We start from the raw sequence: 19,326 nt of genomic DNA, 5'->3' as shown, positions 1-19,326 counted from the left end.
GTGCTTATTCCTGACAGTGACGAGACCCGCACCATTAAGCAACAGTACCAGCGCCAGCAAGACCAGCTCAGTGAGATTAAGCTGAAAATGCGCGAACTGCTCGGCGCTTAAAAAGAAAAAAGCCAGAAGATCTTGGATCTTTCCGGCTTTAATATAATTAATCAATATATAAATTACTGAAAAATTAAATTTTAATTACATAATTAGTACAGAATTTAGCTCAGAATAGAATTCCACTAAATTTTGTATATCGGATTTTATTTCGTATGTTAAAGATGAACTCTCTAGCATATCGTTCAATAAGCAACCACTTATTTTTACTTTCCCTAGATGATTAACTGAAATATTAATATCAACATTTCCATTTTCGTTAATGAAGTTAGTTTCAAGTACCTTTTTAGAAATTAATTCATCTAAGGAAATAAGGAATTCTTTAATTCTGTCATATGATGAGTCAAAATTTACCTTGGCATGATACCAACTAGACTTAATATCAATACACGCATAAAAATCCTCACCTTTAAAATAAAAATCACTTAAAATCAAATGACTACCATTTTCGCCTTTAATTATGGTTTCTAGCGCCATCTTATTCCCCTTAATCAAGTTTTGGTATATCTTCAAGTTTTAGAGGCCAACCAAAACTTCTGCTACGCTGTCCCCAGTTAGTTGTACTTATCATATCTCGATGGCTAATTTTTCCATCCTTAACAACTATATTATATACAACCTCTTTTCCATTTTTATGACCTAACATCGCATAACCTATATCACCGCTACGCAGTACCGTTGGTTTTGTTTTTAGAATTTCTCGATCGAAACTAAATGGGAAATTGTGCCCGCCTGGATTCTCAACCGCTCGTTGTCTTATTCTTGGTTCATATTCAGGAAGTTCCGATAGTGGTTTTGGGATAGGTTCCCCTTTATTTCCAACCCCGCCTGCCAGACCATACGGATCAACCCATTTTGAAGGGTTATGCACATACCCGTAAGGATTCAGGCCCCCTTCGAGATTCAGCGGATCGGGCGAGATATACTGACCTGTCTCCGCTGAATAATACCTGTGTCTATTGTAGGAAAATCCAGTCTCTTCATCAAAATACTGCCCTAAAAACCGGAAGTTGCACTGAACATGGTGATCCGGGTGATGGGACGGTACGCCGCCCCGGTTTTCGGCTTTGCCCCAGGTGCTCAGCCGCTGGTTCCAGATCAGTTCGCCTTGTTCATCCAGCAATTCCCGCACGGTGCCCTGATGGTCGCTGATGGCGTAGTGCAGTTTGCCCCGCTCAACACGCGCCGCTGGCGTTAATGAACCGGGTTCATAGAGCCAGCGCACGCGTTTGTCTTCCAGCCGGGAGCCGTCAAGCTGGTACGGCACTTCCTCAATCAGCTGATCCCCGCTCCACAGGTAATCGTAGCCCCCCAGCGTGGTCGGGTTTTCGGGCAGATCCGGTTTACCGTCCAGCCACAATTTTAAATTAGCAGCGGTCAGTTTTCCATCACGTTCTTTGATTTTACGAATTCGCCGGCCAAAAGGGTCGTAGCAATACTGCCAGCGCGAGCCGTCCGGGGTTTCACAGTGGGTAAGCTGGTTTTGGGTATCCCAGCGGTAACGCCAGACTTGAGGGCGAAAGCCGTCACACTGTTCAATTTTTTCGACTAACCGGCCGTTGTCATCATAACGATAATGCGTATCGCCCCGCTGTACCACCCTTCCGGCCTGCTGGCGTTGTGTGAACTGTTCCATCGCGCCTTGTGCATCGACAGGCAAATGTTGGCTCAGGTTGCCGTTGGTATCATAACTGAATTGCTCTTTATTTGAGCGGAATCCACTGAATTGGGTGTTTAGGATCTGGTCGTTGGTATTGTAACGATAACGGGTCTGCCCCCAGCGACTGTCGTCAATGACCAAAACGTTATGGGCACGGTCGTATTGCCAGCTCCGGTTGACGGCGGTCGCCTGGGGCGGAAAGTGCGGATCGTTTTGTGACAGTGCTTCCTGGAAAAAAGCGCTGTCCCGCCCGGCTGACTGATGGGCTAGTAAGCCGGTTGCGGTGTAGCGGCTGGCGAGGATAAACCCGTTGGCACTTTCGCGCACCGTTTCCTGCCCCAGCGCATCATGCCGGAGGGTCAGCGGCGCATGCTGGCTGAACTGAAAATGATTGAGTGCCCCCGACAGCGGGTGATAGCCGAAGTGCAGGGTGTGGCCATCCAGGCTTTCACTGACCGGGCGCCCCGTCAGGTTATCCCATTCGCGGGTGATTGTCCGACCATTGATGCGCTCACAGGTCGGCAGGCCAGTGATTTTATCATACTCATATTCCACCACCGCATCGGCATTGGTGGCTTTCACCAGTTGATGCCGCTGGTTGTATTCGTAAGTGGTGGTCGCTTTCAGTACCCACTGATGCTCTTCCGGCTGCCAGCTTTCCTGTCTGACCAGTAACCCCGCTGCCGAATAGTGCCAGCGGAGTTGCTGACCATCGGGGTATTGTACCTGTGTGCGACGCCCCAGTTTATCGTACTGATATTCAAGAGTACGCCCGGTAAAATCGGTTTCGCGGATAATCTGCCCGGCCGCATCCCGCTCATAGCGATAGGTTTCGCCGGTGGAGGCCGTGACTGAATTTAAACGGGTCAGGCGGTCATAGCCAAAGCGCAGCGTCGTGCCATCCGGCCGGGTGACTTGCGTCAGCAGGTCAAATGCGCCGTAAGTGTAGCGTGTGGTGCGGCCTTCGCCGTCAGTCACCGCCACCACACGCCGTTCACTGTCATAGGTCAGTTGCTGCGTGGTGCCATCCGGCAGTTCGACATCGGTCAGGCTGCCATTGAAGCTGGCATGGGTCTCGCTGTAACGGTAGCGGGTCTGTTGTTTCAGGGCATCGGTGAGTTGGCGCAGGCGACCCAGTTCATCCAGTTGTAAGCCGGTCGTCTGGCCGTCCGGCGTGATAACTGCGGCCAGCCGTTGTTGTTTATCGTAGGTATAGTGCCACTGGCGTCCATCCGGCAGCAGGCGCTGGCGTAACTCCCCCTGTGTACCGTATTGGTATTCCTCCCTGTGCCCCAGTGGATTAGTCAGCGCCGCCAGATTACCCTGCTCATCATAGTGGAATTGCCAGCGCTCGCCGGTCGGCAGCACGCTTTCGATAAGCTGCCCCTGTTCGTCATAACCGTAAGCAAAAATTTCACCGGTTGACAGCTTTACTTCCGTCAGCGCCCCATCAGGGTTGTAATCGAAGGTGGTAACATTGCCCGCGGGATCTTCTTCCCACAGTTTCTGGCTGTTTTGCCACTGGCGGCGGGTGATCCTGCCTAATGGATCAATTTCACGGAAAACCAGTCCATTGTGATCGTAATGGTGCTGCGTTTCCCCGCCCTCTGCATCCCGGTAGGTCGTGATACGCAACCGATCATCATAGTGAAAACTGTCACACCAGTAACCGCTGGGCGAGGCGGTGCTGAGCACGCGTCCGTGCGCATCGTAGGTCACTGACAGGTCGGTCTGGTCGGTGTCGTGCCAGCGGGTCATCCGCCCCTGAACGTCATATTCATGCCACAGGTGATTGTGCTGGAAGGCATCACATTCATTGAGATAGCCTTGCGGATCATAATGACAGGTAACCAACCGCTGTTGTTTGTGCGGTTCAAGGTAATCGATGGTCTGGAGTTGCTGATCCTGATAACTCAGCACCAGCCGGAAACCATCAGTGCGCGTAACCTCAACTGGCTTTGATTGTTTATCGTAGATAAACTGGATAGCATTTTGGCGGCGATCGGTGATGGCAGACAGTTTGCGAATATTTCCAACGGAATGATTAAAATGGTAAATAAGCCGGGAGCGGCGATCGGTCAATTGCAGTTCGCCGTTCAATTCACCGGTCAGTACGTAATGAGGGATATGCTGGTTACGGGCGAGCACCGTGTTATCCGGTGTACTGAAATCATAGAGCACGCCGTCAGTATCGGTGAAATTCACTTTGCCCTCGGACAAGGCTAACTGGCATGACCAGTCATCCGCCCATTTCGGCCCAAACAGGCCGCTGTATTTGGCGGTGGAGCGATAGGTACGGGTCAGGGTAATCGGCAATAATCCGGGAATGGCAAGCACTGGCCAGACTTGCAGGAAGTCGCCGGTGGCCATATCGACCGGATCGCTTTTTGTACTACACGTCCCGGTGCAACTCCCTTCCTTATTGCTGGACTGGTTGTCAATGGTCTCTTTTTCGGCATTTTTAGGTTTTTCAGGCGTGGGATTAGCCCTTTGCTGAGACTGGCCTTTGATTTTAGCCCCCGATGCTTCGGCGGCTTTGGCGGCCTCACTGTTTTTTGCCGCCATGACACCTGCTTCTGCGACTTTCGCGGCCTCACTGTTTTTTACCGCCCCTGCTTCTGCAACTTTCGCTATTTTGGGAGTTTTCGTCACTGAGCCGGCAGCCCCTGCGCCTTTTACCGGGCCAATAAGCATGGCAATATCAAATGCTGTACCGCCCACCCGTTGCCCTGGGGTATCCAGCGCCATTTTGTACTCATCCAGATTAAACTGGTTTGCATTCGTGCGGTTGGTATCCGCGACTTCGCCTATCATTTTAGCTTGCTTTTCGGCGTCACTATTGCCAAAGATTTCCCCCCAAAAAGCTAACGAATTTGCCGATTCGTCCATCTCACGGCTGGCGTTCAGCATACCACCCTGAACAGCCATTTCTGCCAGTCCAACGGCGGTATTACTGGCAGATTTGGTCACTCCTTTACTCTGCTCAATGGAGTCCCATCCGCTGGCGGTTGACAGATCTTGTTTGGTTTCTTTGGCTTTATCTACGACAGCGTTTCCCAACGCTTTTCCCATCGCTTTCAGGATTTCCCATCCCCCCATTTCGGGTTGATTTTCCGGTGTGAAAGCAGGATTCGCCTCATGAGGTGGATGAGCTGCCTGAGGTGCCTGCCCGACAATTTTCCCTATCGTGTTGCCTTCCCCCGTCGGGCTGTCATCCCGTACCTTTTGGGGTAACGGGGAGTTCGGTTTGGGCGGTTCAATAGGGGTATCAGGCGCTTTCGGGCTGGTCGATTCTTCTGCCTGAGTATCTGCACTGGCTTCGTTTTTTTCTGTCATGGTTCCCTTCCTTATGCCCCGTTCATCCAAAATTTATCCCCGTGGCGCAACACCAGTTTATTGCCGGCTCGCACCGTTTTGGTATGCTCCTGCGGATGGCATTTACCACCAACCGTGCCACTTTTAACACCGTTCGCTACACCGGGCTGGTCACCCATCGTGGTCGGCACAAAACTTTTGGCAAACACCACCACGGGCTGGCCGTTGGCACGCACAGAGGGAACAGGCGAGGAGCTGTCGGCCAGTTTCGCCACGACCGGGTAGGGGATCGGCGGCGTAGAAGAACCCATCGGGGTTTTGCACACATCCGGCAACATGCCGACAATCATCCAGTCACCTGCGGTACGGGCGGTGTAGTTATCAGCCATCTTTTTTCTCCTCTTCCCGTGGTGCCAGTTTGAGCAACGGCGCATCCGGGTTAATTTCAAACCGCGCTTCGGCGACCCGCACCGGCAAATCAGCCTTGAAACTCAGCCGGCCGGTCAGGTACAACGTTTTGGTATCACTATCGATAATAAGGGTGTCCGTGCGCATCGGCACCGGTAGCAACATGCCGTTGTGCATTCGCAGCAGGATAAACGGGCGGTGTCCCGGTAAGCGGATATGCAGCGTACCATCGGGAGTCAGGTTGCTCAGGGTGAGCGTGATATCGGTCGCCGGCCAGTCAATCTGTTGGTCAGCCGGTGCGCCGTTCCAGTAGCCAAAATCAAAATCTTTCGGCAGGTAAGGATGGCGATGTTCAAGCCAGTCAGCATCGTAAGTGCCCGCTAATGCACGACGGGGCAGCCACGGGCGCCCAATAAACCCCATTCCCTGTGGCTGGCAGGGGGGGGTATCGGACGGTAACGTACCATTCAGTTGGGCCGTAAAATGCTCCGCAGTGAATGGTGCATCCGGTCGGATAATACGGGGGGCCGGGTAATGGGTAAGCTGTTTAGCTTCGGCATACCACGGGGTGATAAAACCGGTTCCCAGCGGATTGGTTTCGCAGGTGGTGTGGGCAAGTGGCGCTTTTTCACCGTCAGGATGCTGCTGGCGTTGTTCTGGGGTCAGACGGTCACTGTCCCTGATACGCTGGCTCGCTTCATCATTAGTGTAGATTTTGCATTCACCGCCAAAGGCGTAACGGTAATCCAGCGGCAGGGAAGTAAAGGGTTTCGGCTCACTCAGTTGCCAGTGACCACCGTCATCGCGGATAAATTCCCGTTCCCCGCTGACGGTGAGGGCTTTATCGAGCAAAGTTTGCCCTTGTTTGTTTTGCACCTGTAACCGCACCGGGAATTCAGTGCAGGGCTGGCCTTGCGGCGCATACGCTGTGCCGTTGACAATCACGTCACAGCGCGGTTTAAACGGGGCGAGGTCGCTTTCCTGCAACACCTGTGAAGCGTTCATCGTGCCGCGATATTCATCCTGTAAGCACAGTGGTGGCGCAGGCAACAGTTCAGCACTGTACTCCCCCTGTCCGTCAGGGATGAACTGGTAGCCGATTTTCATCACTGCGACATGATGTTCGGCGTCATCCACATCGAGCATCGAATAATTCATGACCGCAAACGGGGTCAGGTTACGAAATTCCATCTCAGGGTGTCCTTTTAGTTCAGATCGATATCTTTACCGGTGATTTGCACTGCACCGCTGGCCTCAAATTTGAACTCACTGCCCTGTATTGTGATTTTGCCGGCACTGTCCATGCGCAGGACACTCGCGCCGCAGCGCAGCTCAATCACATCCCCGGCCGTGATGGAGAGGGTATTGCTGACGTTGACCTGCTTGTGCGTCCCGACCGTGATAATGTAGTCTTTGCCCGTGGTGAGTTTGCGCACTTCCTGCACCGTTTCCGTGCTGTTCAGGGTGACGGTCTCCGCTTTGTTCTCATGGATCTCGATGGTCTGGTTTTTCTCCACCGTTTCGCTGTGGTTGGCGAGCACATGGGTATCGCGGTTATTGAGTACCAGAGTCGTCATGTCTTTTTGCGCATGGAGCGCCAGCCGTTCACTGCCTTTCGCATCCTCAAACAGCAGTTCATTGTAACCCTCGCCTTTATGGGTTTTAGAGCGGAAAGCCATCTGGGTTTTGCTGCCCGGTAAGGCACCCGGCGGAAGGTTGCTGGCATGGTAGGTGCGACCGGTGACGATGGGTTGATCCGGGTCGCCGTGCAGGAAATCCACCACCACTTCCTGCCCGATACGCGGGATAGCCAGCATCCCCCAGCCTTGCCCCGCCCACGGTTGGGTGACGCGGATCCAGCAGGAGCTTTGGTCATCACTCTTGCCATAGCGATCCCACGGGAATTGCAGGCGTACCCGCCCGTACTGGTCACAGAATATTTCTTCGCCGGCCGGCCCCACTACCTTGGCAATTTGCGGGCCATCGATGACGGGTTTGGGTAACGGCGCCGGGCGCCAGTGCTGGTTCTGGCGGATAAAGTAGAAGTGGCTGTTCAGCGTGGTGCCGGAGCCTGCGCTGCCCGTTTCCAGTGCCTGCGGCTGGCTGCCACTGTGGCGGGTGGAAACGGTCTGCCATGACTGGTTCAGGTCTAAGCGGGGATGATTATCGAGGATGAACAGTCTGCCCGGTTGCAGGGCTATCGCATTGCCGCTGCCTTCTCCGGTCATGGCGTTGCTACGCAGCGCTTCAAGACGGTAGCGGGTGAAGGCCTTGCCGTGCGCCTCATCCTTGAAACGCCCCGGATAATCGTAGTGTTCGTAGTAGAGCTGTTGCAGGTTTTCGTCCCGTATCTGCTGATGAAATTCGGCTGGCCAGGCGGGATTTTTGAAGGTGTAATCCTTAAGTTGCACCTGAGCCGGACGCACCTGGGCGCTGTGGGTCAGGCTGCTGACCGCCGGTTCACCCAGCGTGCTGCCCTCGCCCGGTTGATAGGGCAGGCGGATGCCCGGTGGCACCGAGCCGCAGTCATCGGCAAACACCAGCGTGTTACGCCCGTTGCTGCATTCGAAGAAGTAGAAAATCCCCTCTTCCGCAGTCAGCCGTTGCAGGAAATTGAAGTCACTTTCCTGGTACTGTATGCAGAATTCGCGCTCCGGGTGCGGGTGGCGCAGGTTGAACACCACGTCGCGGATGCTGTGCTCTTTGAGGATATTGGTGATGATGCCGGTGATATTGAGTTGCTGGAAGATACGCGAGTTCTGGCGCAGGGTGGTGCGCCACAGGTCGGGGCGGATGCTCATCCGGTAGGTGGTCTGGTGCAGGCCGGTGTTGCCTTGCTCAAAGCGGGTGACGATGCCCGTGACGCTGCGCTGTTCAACACCATTGAGCAGGACAGTGAGCGTTGCCGTGCGGTCAAGCACCAGCGGAAAGTCAATGGCGGAGTCGGCACTGGCCAGCCCCACTTCCAGCAGGAATGGGCGCGAGAAATGTTCGTCCAGACTGAAATCGGTGACGACAAAGGTTTGCGCCGGCAATCTGCCCGCCGTCAGGGTGAACAGCAGGCCGCTGGGGTCGGCTCCACCGCCCAGCCCCAGTATTTGGCCCAGTTGTTGCAGGATTTTTTCTGCCCCCAGATTACCCGCCACGGCTTTGGCGGCCAGCCCCGGCGCACCGAGTGCTTTGCTGGTCCCGCTGGCAAAACCCCCGCCGGGGAGCAGGCTGCCAGTACTGAGACTACTGAGTGATTTACCTGCCCCGCCGGCAAAGCCCCCGCCGCTGATCAGGCTGCCGGCACTGAGACCTTTGAGAACTTTGCCTGCCCCGCCAGCAAAGCCGCCACCGCTGATCAGGCTGTCGGCACTGAGACCCCCGAGTGCTTTGCCTGCCCCGCCGGCAAAGCCGCCCCCGTTGATCAGGCTGTCAGTACTGAGACCGCCAAGTGCTTTGCCCGCTCCGCCTGTCAACCCGACCTTGCCGGCAATTCCGCTCACAGAATCGAGCATAGTGGCTGCTTTGCCCACCCCATCCGGTAATCCGACTTTGCCGGCTATTCCTGTGACGGAACGGAGGAGATCGCTGGCGTTACCGCCTGCATCCGCTAACCGTTCTTTAGCCTGTTTTGTTATTGCGTCCTGTCCCTGTTCTAACAGCGTTTTTCCTTCCTGCAATGTTGTGAGGGGCTTTTTCTCTTTCTCTGACACGGTCTGTCTCCCTGAAGTCATGCCGATGGAATATAAAATGGCAATGGGCTTAACAGGCACATCGCCATATTCGGCAGGAAAGAGCTTATTCTGCGGACCTGCTTTTTCAGTCTGACAATAAGCTGAAAATAGGGCGCTTCCTGTTTTGAATAAGGCAGAAATGTCCGGTTAAGCCAGAATGATTTGTTCCGTTCGTGATAAAAAAATCTGCCGGAAATAATAAGGAATGGACAATTAAAAACCAAATAAAATCAAGGGGAGAAAAAAGGCGCTTTGTACAATCACAGCGTAAAAAGTTAAAAACTTTGCCGTTGTAAAATAAATTTTCGCAAGATTCACTCTGGTGAGTGCATCATACTGAATGATTTTGTGCCAAAACTGGGGGTATTTTTATAACATAATGAATTACAAGTAAAAAATGGATCTGATTTTTAGAATAACCCTGATCATTTCTATTTTGTGAACTTATTCACAAAAAAGGTTATTTTGGAAAAAGATTTTGGCGAATTCAACGGCAAAGTGCATCACTATTCCAAATGTTAAAGAGCAGATTTCTGCCCTAGAGTGATAGTAGCTTTTTTTCCCATTTCCTGAGTGGTTACAGGAATAGGTCATCACTCCAATAACTATCCCAATCCAACTTCAAGATGCGTGTTATATTTTCCCGCGCAGCGGGGAAATATCAGGCCTCGCGTCGTCTTGCGGATTGCAACTTGAAGTTTATCGAGTATAAACCTTATCTTTGATGAAGTGTTAAAGATCAATTTAAACACTTGTTATTAGTTTTCAGGAATTAACATACCCCTGATTGTAAGGATTAAACAAGTTATGATAACTCAAATTAATTATTTTTTATTATTATAATTTGAGAAGGTTTTCTTAAATTGCTCAATGGCAGACTCCTGATTATCGAAACTTATAAAATAGGAAGATTGCCATTTTTGTGTTTGCATTGCTTGTTTTGATGCAGGGAATACCCATTCAGGATAGACCCGAATACCTCTTTTACCTGCTTTAGTTTGACTTGAGAAAATCCCTTGTTTTATCAAAATATGTGAGTCAAACAGAAAAAGACCTTTTCGATGTTCCAAAAAAGTCGCTATTAGACAAAAATCAATGCCATCACTTTTTTCAAAAGGCATTATTTCTGCATCTGGCGTCGGCCTTTTCCAAAGAGTGACAAATTGCCCTTGTTTATTCGGCGTTGTTTTAGCTTGACGAAAAACTATCGATTTACCATCCAGTTGAAAACGCATAGCACTATAATCACGGCTTTCTGTTTCGAGGCAGGGAGTGGACGTTAATTTGTACTCAGAAGGGAATAGAAGATACTTCTTTATTTCAATAAAGGAATTGGGTTGATTATTTATATTTTGTTTTAATGATGACAATTTGTACTTCCTTTCTCTTCTTTATGGTATATACCAATCCAACTTTAAGATGCGTGTTATATTTCCCCGCTGCGCGGGGAAATATAAGGCCTCGCGTCGTCTTGCGGATTGCAACTTGAAGTTTATCGAGTATATAAAATAAACTCCCTATCCAAAAGGAAGGGAGTCATGTATTGGCGAGAATAAGATTATTTATTCAAGATAAAGTGTCAAAGCCATACCTGGTTTTATCTCTCTGACTTTGATGTTTTTATTCCAATTGATCAAATCATTAAGATTTACACCGTGACGTTTGGCGATGCTGAAAAATGAATCACCTTTGCGCACTTGATAGGTGACTGGGTTGCTGTTATCGATTTTCAGCACTTGCCCGATCTTGAGCCGATCAGCCGTTTTTAAGCTGTTTAGTCTTTGTAACTCTCGGTGAGTGGTCTTGAAGCGCTTTGCAATCGCTGACAATGTATCGCCGGCACGAACGGTATAATGACTTTGTTGCTGTAATTTGTAGGTATTGTGTTTAACCGCTAGGTTGATGTCATTCAAGACGTTTTTATTTGCCAGGGACGCCTTAAATTGATTAACGTTCTTCCTTGGTAGCATGATGTAATGCGGCCCATAAGGAGACGTCATACCTTGTTTATAGCCCGGGTTATATGCCCTGATTGATGTCAATGATAGCCCAGATAGTTCGGCCGCTTGTGACAACATGATCTGTTGCCCTACTTCAACCTTTGCCAAAGCGTGTTGGTTGTCAGGCTTAGGAAGTTTGAAACCAAACTGTTCGTTATGGCGAATGATATTACTCAGAGCCAATATCTTGGGAACATAGTGCATTGTTTCCCGTGGCAATGACAGCGACCAGAAATCTGTTGGTTTCCCTTGTGCTTTATTGTCTTTGATTGCACGTATAACCCTGCCTTCGCCACTGTTGTAAGCGGCAATGGTCAAAAGCCAATCCCCATTGAATCGTGTGTTGAGATATTCAAGCATATCAAGAGCAACGGTTGTTGATGCCGCAATGTCACGACGGGCATCGTACCATTTATCTTGTTTCAGGCCATAATGACGGCCAGTACTTGGGATAATCTGCCATAATCCTGCCGCCTTGGCGTAGGAAGTTGCATGGGGGTCAAAGGCACTCTCCACGATGGGCAGCAATACCAGCTCCATTGGCATATGTCGATTATCAAGCTGCTCAACTATCCAATAAATGTACGGTTCTGCACGCAATATTACATTTTGGATATGGCCTTTGTGTTTCAAATAGTAACTTTGTTGTTCGCTCACCCTGCTATTATCAGGAATTTCCATCTTCAACTCATCGCGAATATGTCCCCACAAATCTTGTTGGGCTGTCGGACTCACCTTCCAGTTTGCAGGATCATCTGATTCTGCAATACCGTTTGTTTTCTGATTCGTTGAAGACATCTTCTGTGCTTGTTGCTGGGAAGGAGCCTCTGTTTGCAGACTCGATTGACACCCAGCAAGAAGAACAGAGGTGAACAAGATCGTTTTTGTCTTCATGTTCTTTTCTAATGCCTGCCTAAAAGGTGAGCAATAATACTGGCCTATTACGTGGAAGACAACCCAATAAAATTAAAATCGATCTTTATAAGCCCTTAATCGCTGAAAAATAGAAGAAAGTGGCGTTGAATTAGGTTTGATACCGATATTTTTTTGTAAATCAATATCGTGGCAATTTAAGAAAACATTGATTTTTTTCTCTGTTTGTAAATCTGTTGGGATTGTTGCTTGGTTATTTTCACGTAATTTAAGCGTTTCTTGATAATAATCGTGAATATTCTGATTGTCAGGTAATACTGTTTTTGCAAATTTCATATTCGCCGCCGTGTATTCGTGAGCACAGCAGATCAACGTATCATCGGGTAATGATGAAATTTTCTCCAGAGAGGAAAACATTTGTTCGGCTGTACCTTCAAACAGTCGTCCACAGCCGCCAGAAAACAGCGTATCTCCACAAAACAGGTAGGGAGCCTGATAGAATGCAATGTGACCAAGTGTATGTCCTGGTAGTGCTATGATCCGGAAAGAAAAATTTCCTATTTCAACGGTGTTCTCTTCATGGACAATCTGAGTAGCTCCTTTGTTTTGTGTCTCTTCAGGGCCATATACAGGTAATTCAGGGTATTGTTTGAGTAGCCCGGGAACACCGCCAACGTGATCATCATGGTGGTGTGTCAGTAGAATCGCAGCCGGAATAAGTTGATTTGCTGCTAGAATATCAATCACAGGTCGTGATTCAGCAGGATCGATAATGGCACAATGTTTGTTTTCATCACAAAGTAACCAAATGTAGTTATCTGAAAGGGCGGGTATCCTGATAAGATCCATTATATGCCTCATTTTTATAGTAGGTTTATAAGTAGGTTGAAAGGAAGATGACATGCGATCAGCACGTTCAATTAAGCAAATAACCCTCCCTGTTTCTTGGGCCGCATTACCGTGGGGAGAATATTACCGCGTCGCTCTGGAACGTCAATTGGAACCGTGGTGGCCCAAAATCTTTGGTTTTCATTTAGTGAAAATCGGCAACTTAAGTGCCGAAATTGATACTCGTTCCTGTTTGGTCAGCCATCAAGTCAATATAGGGTTACAAGGGCAAAATATGAATGTCATTACTGATCCCAGTTACCTCCCTTTTGCAACTAAATCTGTCGATGCTTGTTTGTTGGCGCATATGTTGACTTATAGTATTGATCCACATTGGCTTTTGAGAGAAGTCGATAGGATCATGATAGATGATGGTTGGTTGGTTATCAGTGGTTTTAATCCAATGAGTATATTAGGTTTCAAGAAAATGATTGCTCCGGTATATCGTCGGCAATCTTGTAAAGCTCAAATGTTTTCAACGCTGCGTCAATTGGATTGGCTGCGTCTTCTTAATTATGAAGTTATCCATCATGCCAACTTCCATGTTTTACCGTGGCAAAGCGGAACGCGTTTTGATAACTCCTGCATGTCAATATTGGGTTGTCTGAATGTAATTATTGCCCGCAAACGGACAATACCGTTGACATTAAACCCCATGCGGGCAACATTGATGAAACCAAGATTCAGTAATGCACTGGGGGCGGCGAAAAATATTCACCGACACGATGAGTGGGGGGGTTAATTTTCGCTTTCGATATAGCCATCATCCGTTTGAGTAGGGTTATTCGCGGCTGTGCGAGCCAGCTCATCACACCGTTCATTTTCCCGATGTCCGGCGTGGCCTTTGACCCAGCGCCAATCAATGTCATGCCGCGAGATAGTATTATCGAGCCGCTGCCAGAGATCGACATTGACGACGGGAGATTTGTCTGCTTTTTTCCAGCCGCGTTTTTTCCAGTTATGGATCCATTGAGTGATCCCTTGACGCACATACTGGCTGTCTGTCGTCAAGATTACGGTACAGGGACGTTTGAGCGCTTCCAATCCTATTATGGCTGCCATTAATTCCATGCGGTTATTGGTTGTGTGAAAATAACCGCCACTCAACGTTTTTTCTTGCTGTTGGTAGCGGAGTAAAACGCCATATCCGCCAGGACCAGGATTGCCGAGGCAAGAACCATCGGTGAAAATTTCTACCTGTTTGTTCATTTTTGGTAGACTCTTCCTATATTATCTTTAATCAAAAATCTAAGTCTGACACAAAAAAACATTATGAGCACTGCTATTACCCGCCAAATAGTCCTCGATACCGAAACAACCGGTATGAACAAGTTAGGTGTTCACTATGAGGGACACAACATCATTGAAATTGGTGCCGTGGAGGTTATCAATCGTCGTCTGACAGGACGCCATTTTCATATTTATATCAAGCCAGAACGCTTAGTTGATCCCGAAGCGTTTGAAATTCACGGTATTAGTGATGAATTTTTGCAGGATAAACCGAAATTTGCTGATATCGCTGATGAATTTATTGAGTTTATCCGTGGTGCTGAGTTGATTATTCATAACGCAACGTTTGATATCGGCTTTATGGATTATGAATTCAGTAAATTGAATCGAGATATTCCACCCACTGCTGAGTTTTGTACCATTACAGATAGCTTGGTCTTGGCGAGGAAACTTTTCCCTGGTAAGCGTAATAATCTCGATGCGTTATGTGACCGTTACCATATCGATAATTCAAAACGTACTCTCCACGGGGCATTACTCGATGCCGAAATTCTGGCTGATGTTTATCTGTCAATGACAGGTGGTCAGACATCATTGGCTTTTTCGATGGAAGGAGAAACGTCAGGCAGTACGCAGGTTGCAGAAATCCAAAAGATTACTCGCCCACAGGCAGGGCTGAAAATTGTTTATGCTTCCGATGAAGAATTAATTCAGCATGAATCTCGTTTGGATTTGGTGGAAAAGAAGGGGGGAAGCTGTCTTTGGCGTATAAAACCTGAGCAGATACATTGATAAACTGCGGCAAAATGGTGGTAAATGCATAGTTGAGGCTAAAAAACGTGCAAGCAAACTATTTTGTTATAAAAAGCGATTGACGGATTTTATCGTAACCCGTATTATCCACCCCGTTCTCAACCAGAACACCACGCGGTGCGGTAGTTCAGTTGGTTAGAATACCGGCCTGTCACGCCGGGGGTCGCGGGTTCGAGTCCCGTCCGCACCGCCAGAATTTATAAGCCCTGAGTTTTTGACTCGGGGCTTTTTGTTTTTTTTATAATGATTATTAGCTGTTATTTTTTATCTACAAAAGTAGATTTATAATATTTTTATGGTTTTATTTTTGGTGTTATACCAATTCAACTTCAAGATGCGTGTTATATTTCCCCGCGAAGCGGGGAAATATAAGGCCTCGCGTCGTCTTGCGGATTGCAACTTGAAGTTTATCGCGTATAGTACTTAATTAAACTAACTTTGATCTTTAGGTTTATTTCCTGATCTTTATTTTAATTGTTAATGACTTGATCCTCTTTATTATAAGTAAAAGTAGCATCTTGAGAGTAATCGGCAGGAAGATCTATCTGTATTATCGGTATTATTTTTCCAGTGACATTATAAAATTCCTTTTGATCATGTTGCGCACCGTTAAGCCCTCCTGGAAGATAAAAAAAGGCTTCGATGGGTAATTCATTGGGAATATTTTGGGACCAGGTCGCCAATATTAACTCATTATTTATTGCTAGCGAGAGCTGTAAACGCGCCTGAACTCCCTGTATGAAGGCATCAGCATGATTTTCCCCTGACTTAATGCTCACATCAAAACCACACTGACTCTCTTCATCGCTTCCATTTTTTATCCACTGTTGGGCAGTAGTAATTCCAAGTTGTTGACAAGGAGCACTGCGGGGAATACCCGGAGTAGCGCCACATCCTTTGTCATCTCTGTCGGCAGAAACTGCATTGATAGGGAAGTAGCAAAGAGCTTCGGGATGTTTTTTATTATTTGCCGATGCGGATAAATAAGGAGCAAAAATGAAACCATTTGTGTAACCAGCATCTAATGTAATAAGTTTAGAATCAGTTCTCAAATAAGAAAATGAGACACCACCGCTACTTTGTGAGTGTGGACTTGGATTCCAAGAATAATAGTAATCTGAAGGGACTGTTCCTCTCAATAAAATCCCGGAGCATAAAAATGCCGGATGATCTCCATCTCCACAGTTATTTCCAGTATCGTTGTATCTTTGGGTTAATTCTGTTGCGAGATTATAACCAGAGTTTGTATTTATTGAATTAACGTCAGCAAAAGCTATTTGCAATCCCAATAAATATAAAGAAATAAAAATTATTATTTTCCTCATGTTATTCCCTTAATATTTTTTAGTGTCATGAAATGATGGTGAATCTATAACCTCACCTTTTTATAGTATTAATTCAAATTACTTTTTTTTATCATCTAATAATTTAATTTTATTGAGCTGATGACCTATTTTTATGGGTTATTTTTATATTTTGTGATAATTTTTTTAAAATAAAAAATAGAATAATGATAGCTATCCATGAATGGTTTATTTATAAGTTTTTATTTTGTTTTTTTATTTTTTATAGAAGAATTATCTATTCCCAATAGACTGTCAATCTATGGCATGTAAGCAAGAGAATGTATCCCTGGAACAGAGATATCACCAAAATTGCTGTTGACATCAAAATATATTACAAGTGAATTTTGTTCGTTATTCTCATCTTAATTTGGCTGAAGAACTCGCCTTTTTGACCTTGATTAACCTATTGGGTATCGTGTCTAATACGTAGTTTTTTATTGCGCAAGTCACGCTGGGAAATCATTCCTTATTTGCGCAATAACACCTTCAGTTGTCCGCTTTATCTCGATAGAGCACCAAAGCAACGAGGTAAATCAAAGAATTATTGTCAAGGAGAAATTAAGATAGTTCTCCTTATCATCTGGCATTAATTTCTGGTATTAATGATTGCGGTTTGTATGCTGCGCTGCGAAAATTAGTTCTTAGTTCACTAACGCTTTTATCCGACTTGGAGTAAAGAATGACCACTCGTAAAACCCTTGCTAATGCTATCCGCTTCTTGAGCATGGACGCTGTGCAGAAAGCAAAATCAGGGCATCCTGGCGCACCAATGGGAATGGCTGATATTGCCGAAGTGCTGTGGCGTGATTATTTAAACCATAACCCTTCTCATCCTGGCTGGGTTGATCGTGACCGTTTCGTGTTATCCAATGGTCACGGCTCCATGCTGATATACAGTCTTCTGCACTTGACGGGTTATGATGTTTCTATTGACGATTTGAAGAATTTCCGTCAACTACACTCTAAAACTCCAGGCCACCCAGAATATGGTTATACTCCGGGCGTAGAAACTACGACTGGCCCATTGGGACAGGGTATTGCCAATGCCGTCGGTTTTGCGATTGCAGAACGCACACTGGCAGCGCAGTTCAATCGTCCGGGGCATGATATCGTCGATCACTATACTTATGTATTCATGGGTGACGGCTGTATGATGGAAGGCATCTCCCATGAAGTTTGCTCTTTGGCGGGTACACTGAAACTGGGCAAATTGATCGCATTTTATGATGACAACGGCATTTCTATCGATGGTGAGGTAGAAGGTTGGTTCACCGATGATACCGCAGCACGTTTTGAAGCCTATGGCTGGCATGTTATCCGTGGCGTAGACGGCCATGATTCTGACGCGATTGCGGCGGCTATTGAAGCAGCCCGCAAAGAGACAGGCAAGCCATCCCTGTTGATGTGCAAAACCATCATCGGCTTTGGCTCACCAAACAAAGCAGGCAAAGAAGAATGTCACGGTGCCCCGCTGGGGGATGCTGAAATTGAAGCAACCCGTAAGGCACTGGGGTGGGAATATCCTGCGTTTGACATTCCTCAGGACATTTACGCTGGCTGGAACGCCCAGGAAGCAGGCAAGGTTAAAGAAGCCACTTGGGAAGAGAAATTTGCTGCCTATGCACACGCTTATCCAGAACTGGCTGCTGAATTTAACCGGCGTACCCGCAGTGAGTTGCCAGCGAACTGGGAAGCTGAGTCCAAGGCATTCATTGAAAAGCTGCAACAGAACCCGGCTTCTATTGCGAGCCGTAAGGCATCACAAAATGCACTGGAAGCCTTCGGTAAAGTTCTGCCAGAATTCATGGGTGGCTCTGCTGACTTAGCACCAAGTAATCTGACCATATGGTCTGGTTCTAAGCCTTTGAACGATGTGCAGGACGGTAATTACATTCACTATGGTGTGCGTGAATTCGGTATGTCTGCCATCATGAACGGTATCGCATTACATGGTGGTTTTGTGCCTTATGGCGCAACATTCCTGATGTTCGTGGAATATGCCCGTAATGCTGTACGCATGGCGGCTTTGATGAAAGTGCGTAGCATCTTCGTTTATACCCACGATTCCATCGGGCTGGGTGAAGATGGCCCAACTCACCAACCCGTCGAACAAATTGCCAGCCTGCGCGTAACGCCAAATATGAGCACATGGCGTCCATGTGATCAGGTTGAATCTGCGGTGGCATGGAAATATGCCATTGAGCGCAAAGATGGTCCAACGGCATTGATCTTCTCCCGTCAAAACCTGGCACAACAGGATCGTACTACTGAGCAATTAGCGAATATCGAGAAAGGGGCTTACATCCTGAAGGATTGTGCAGGCCAGCCTGAATTGATCCTGATTGCTACGGGTTCCGAAGTGGAATTGGCGGTGAAAGCGGCTGAGCAACTGACCGCTGAAGGTCGTCAGGTTCGTGTGGTTTCTATGCCATCAACCGATGCTTTCGATAAGCAAGAGGCTGCATATCGTGAAGCCGTATTACCAGCGGCCGTTTCTGCCCGTATTGCCATCGAAGCGGGTATCTCTGATTACTGGTTCAAATATGTTGGTATCAATGGTGCTATCGTCGGTATGAATACTTTCGGTGAATCTGCACCTGCTGATATTCTGCTCAAAGAATTTGGCTTCACGGTTGAAAATGTAGTAGCCAAGGCAACGAGTTTGTTGAAATAACCGGCAAATAACCCATATTAAGCGCATTCGTATCAATTTTAGAGCGAATGCGCTCTTTTTTTGTTCGATTTTTCCTCCATCATGTGACGAATGACGCTTGCCATCACTCTTGTTTTCTCGTAATCTGCTTCCATAGTGGCTGAACCGTTTCAGTTAACTGTGTGATTTAGTTTATAAAATGTCTTGTATGTCACAATCTGGTTAATTTTGTGATGAATTATCAGTACAAGCAGACATTGCTCAGTTATCCTAAGCGGTTGCGTAACTACAGAGAAATTCAGGGAGT

12 protein-coding genes, 1 tRNA gene and 1 pseudogene are annotated in these 19,326 nt (G+C 47.5%); 4 read left to right on the top strand and 10 right to left on the bottom strand.

All coding sequences use genetic code 11. From position 1 onward, the window contains the following. Nucleotides 1-195 precede the first annotated feature (195 nt). From AAY47_RS06925 to gloB, 8 genes are all read right to left on the bottom strand, one after another. Entirely contained in the window at nt 196-588 is a 393-nt protein-coding gene (locus AAY47_RS06925; RefSeq protein WP_047768210.1) for a hypothetical protein, read from the bottom strand. A gap of 10 nt (nt 589-598) precedes the next feature. Then, a complete protein-coding gene (locus tag AAY47_RS06920; protein ID WP_083446723.1) occupies nt 599-5,107 on the bottom strand; it encodes an RHS repeat-associated core domain-containing protein in 4,509 nt (1,502 codons plus the stop codon). Between the two features lie 11 nt (nt 5,108-5,118). Continuing rightward, nucleotides 5,119-5,475: a DUF4150 domain-containing protein gene (locus AAY47_RS06915; RefSeq protein WP_047768207.1), complete on the bottom strand. Its 357-nt coding sequence runs from the start codon at nt 5,473-5,475 to the stop codon at nt 5,119-5,121. Next, nucleotides 5,468-6,685 (bottom strand): DUF2169 family type VI secretion system accessory protein, encoded by a 1,218-nt coding sequence (locus tag AAY47_RS06910; RefSeq protein WP_047768205.1) that lies wholly within the window; start codon nt 6,683-6,685, stop codon nt 5,468-5,470. The genes AAY47_RS06915 and AAY47_RS06910 overlap by 8 nt, the downstream gene beginning before the upstream one ends. Before the next feature lie 14 nt (nt 6,686-6,699). Beyond that, on the bottom strand, nt 6,700-8,613 hold the full coding sequence (locus AAY47_RS06905) for a type VI secretion system tip protein VgrG (protein ID WP_047768226.1): 1,914 nt from the start codon (nt 8,611-8,613) through the stop codon (nt 6,700-6,702). Between the two features lie 1,427 nt (nt 8,614-10,040). Beyond that, nucleotides 10,041-10,586 carry a MepB family protein gene (locus AAY47_RS06900; RefSeq protein ID WP_053014217.1) on the bottom strand — a complete coding sequence of 182 codons (546 nt, stop codon included), beginning with the start codon at nt 10,584-10,586 and terminating at the stop codon, nt 10,041-10,043. A 192-nt stretch (nt 10,587-10,778) separates the two neighbouring features. After that, the gene (mltD, locus tag AAY47_RS06895; RefSeq protein ID WP_047768203.1) at nt 10,779-12,110 is read right to left on the bottom strand and encodes a murein transglycosylase D; all 1,332 of its coding nucleotides are present in this window, start codon (nt 12,108-12,110) and stop codon (nt 10,779-10,781) included. A 72-nt stretch (nt 12,111-12,182) separates the two neighbouring features. After that, entirely contained in the window at nt 12,183-12,938 is a 756-nt protein-coding gene (gloB, locus tag AAY47_RS06890) for a hydroxyacylglutathione hydrolase (protein ID WP_047768201.1), read from the bottom strand. A gap of 52 nt (nt 12,939-12,990) precedes the next feature. Between gloB and AAY47_RS06885 the strand changes: the two genes are divergently transcribed. Beyond that, nucleotides 12,991-13,719: a class I SAM-dependent methyltransferase gene (locus AAY47_RS06885; RefSeq protein WP_047768199.1), complete on the top strand. Its 729-nt coding sequence runs from the start codon at nt 12,991-12,993 to the stop codon at nt 13,717-13,719. Here AAY47_RS06885 and rnhA read toward each other — a convergent pair. Continuing rightward, a pseudogene (gene rnhA / locus AAY47_RS06880) lies at nt 13,716-14,248 on the bottom strand (ribonuclease HI). The gene AAY47_RS06885 and the pseudogene rnhA overlap by 4 nt on opposite strands. A 1-nt stretch (nt 14,249) precedes the next feature. Between rnhA and dnaQ the strand changes: the two are divergent. Together dnaQ and AAY47_RS06870 are read left to right on the top strand one after the other, a co-directional pair. Continuing rightward, nucleotides 14,250-14,999: a DNA polymerase III subunit epsilon gene (gene dnaQ / locus AAY47_RS06875; RefSeq protein ID WP_047768195.1), complete on the top strand. Its 750-nt coding sequence runs from the start codon at nt 14,250-14,252 to the stop codon at nt 14,997-14,999. Between the two features lie 137 nt (nt 15,000-15,136). After that, a tRNA-Asp gene (locus AAY47_RS06870) sits at nt 15,137-15,213 on the top strand. 277 nt (nt 15,214-15,490) lie between these two features. Here AAY47_RS06870 and AAY47_RS06865 read toward each other — a convergent pair. After that, a complete protein-coding gene (locus tag AAY47_RS06865; protein ID WP_053014216.1) occupies nt 15,491-16,345 on the bottom strand; it encodes a hypothetical protein in 855 nt (284 codons plus the stop codon). Between the two features lie 700 nt (nt 16,346-17,045). Here AAY47_RS06865 and tkt point away from each other — a divergent pair. Then, the gene (tkt, locus tag AAY47_RS06860; RefSeq protein WP_047768193.1) at nt 17,046-19,040 is read left to right on the top strand and encodes a transketolase; all 1,995 of its coding nucleotides are present in this window, start codon (nt 17,046-17,048) and stop codon (nt 19,038-19,040) included. Nucleotides 19,041-19,326 lie beyond the last annotated feature (286 nt).

Origin of the sequence: Xenorhabdus griffiniae (genome assembly GCF_001028135.1) — a bacterium.
GTDB lineage: Bacteria > Pseudomonadota > Gammaproteobacteria > Enterobacterales > Enterobacteriaceae > Xenorhabdus > Xenorhabdus bakwenae.
The sequence above is the reverse complement of the archived record's forward strand: the minus strand, read 5'-3'. Positions and strand labels throughout refer to the sequence as shown.

What these genes read in the sequence shown, in the direction of transcription:
- AAY47_RS06925 (WP_047768210.1), bottom strand. Translation starts at nt 588, where the DNA reads ATGGCGCTAGAAACCATAATTAAAGGCGAAAATGGTAGTCATTTGATT.
- AAY47_RS06920 (WP_083446723.1), bottom strand. Translation starts at nt 5,107, where the DNA reads ATGACAGAAAAAAACGAAGCCAGTGCAGATACTCAGGCAGAAGAATCG.
- AAY47_RS06915 (WP_047768207.1), bottom strand. Translation starts at nt 5,475, where the DNA reads ATGGCTGATAACTACACCGCCCGTACCGCAGGTGACTGGATGATTGTC.
- AAY47_RS06910 (WP_047768205.1), bottom strand. Translation starts at nt 6,685, where the DNA reads ATGGAATTTCGTAACCTGACCCCGTTTGCGGTCATGAATTATTCGATG.
- mltD (WP_047768203.1), bottom strand. Translation starts at nt 12,110, where the DNA reads ATGAAGACAAAAACGATCTTGTTCACCTCTGTTCTTCTTGCTGGGTGT.
- gloB (WP_047768201.1), bottom strand. Translation starts at nt 12,938, where the DNA reads ATGGATCTTATCAGGATACCCGCCCTTTCAGATAACTACATTTGGTTA.
- AAY47_RS06885 (WP_047768199.1), top strand. Translation starts at nt 12,991, where the DNA reads ATGCGATCAGCACGTTCAATTAAGCAAATAACCCTCCCTGTTTCTTGG.
- dnaQ (WP_047768195.1), top strand. Translation starts at nt 14,250, where the DNA reads ATGAGCACTGCTATTACCCGCCAAATAGTCCTCGATACCGAAACAACC.
- AAY47_RS06865 (WP_053014216.1), bottom strand. Translation starts at nt 16,345, where the DNA reads ATGAGGAAAATAATAATTTTTATTTCTTTATATTTATTGGGATTGCAA.
- tkt (WP_047768193.1), top strand. Translation starts at nt 17,046, where the DNA reads ATGACCACTCGTAAAACCCTTGCTAATGCTATCCGCTTCTTGAGCATG.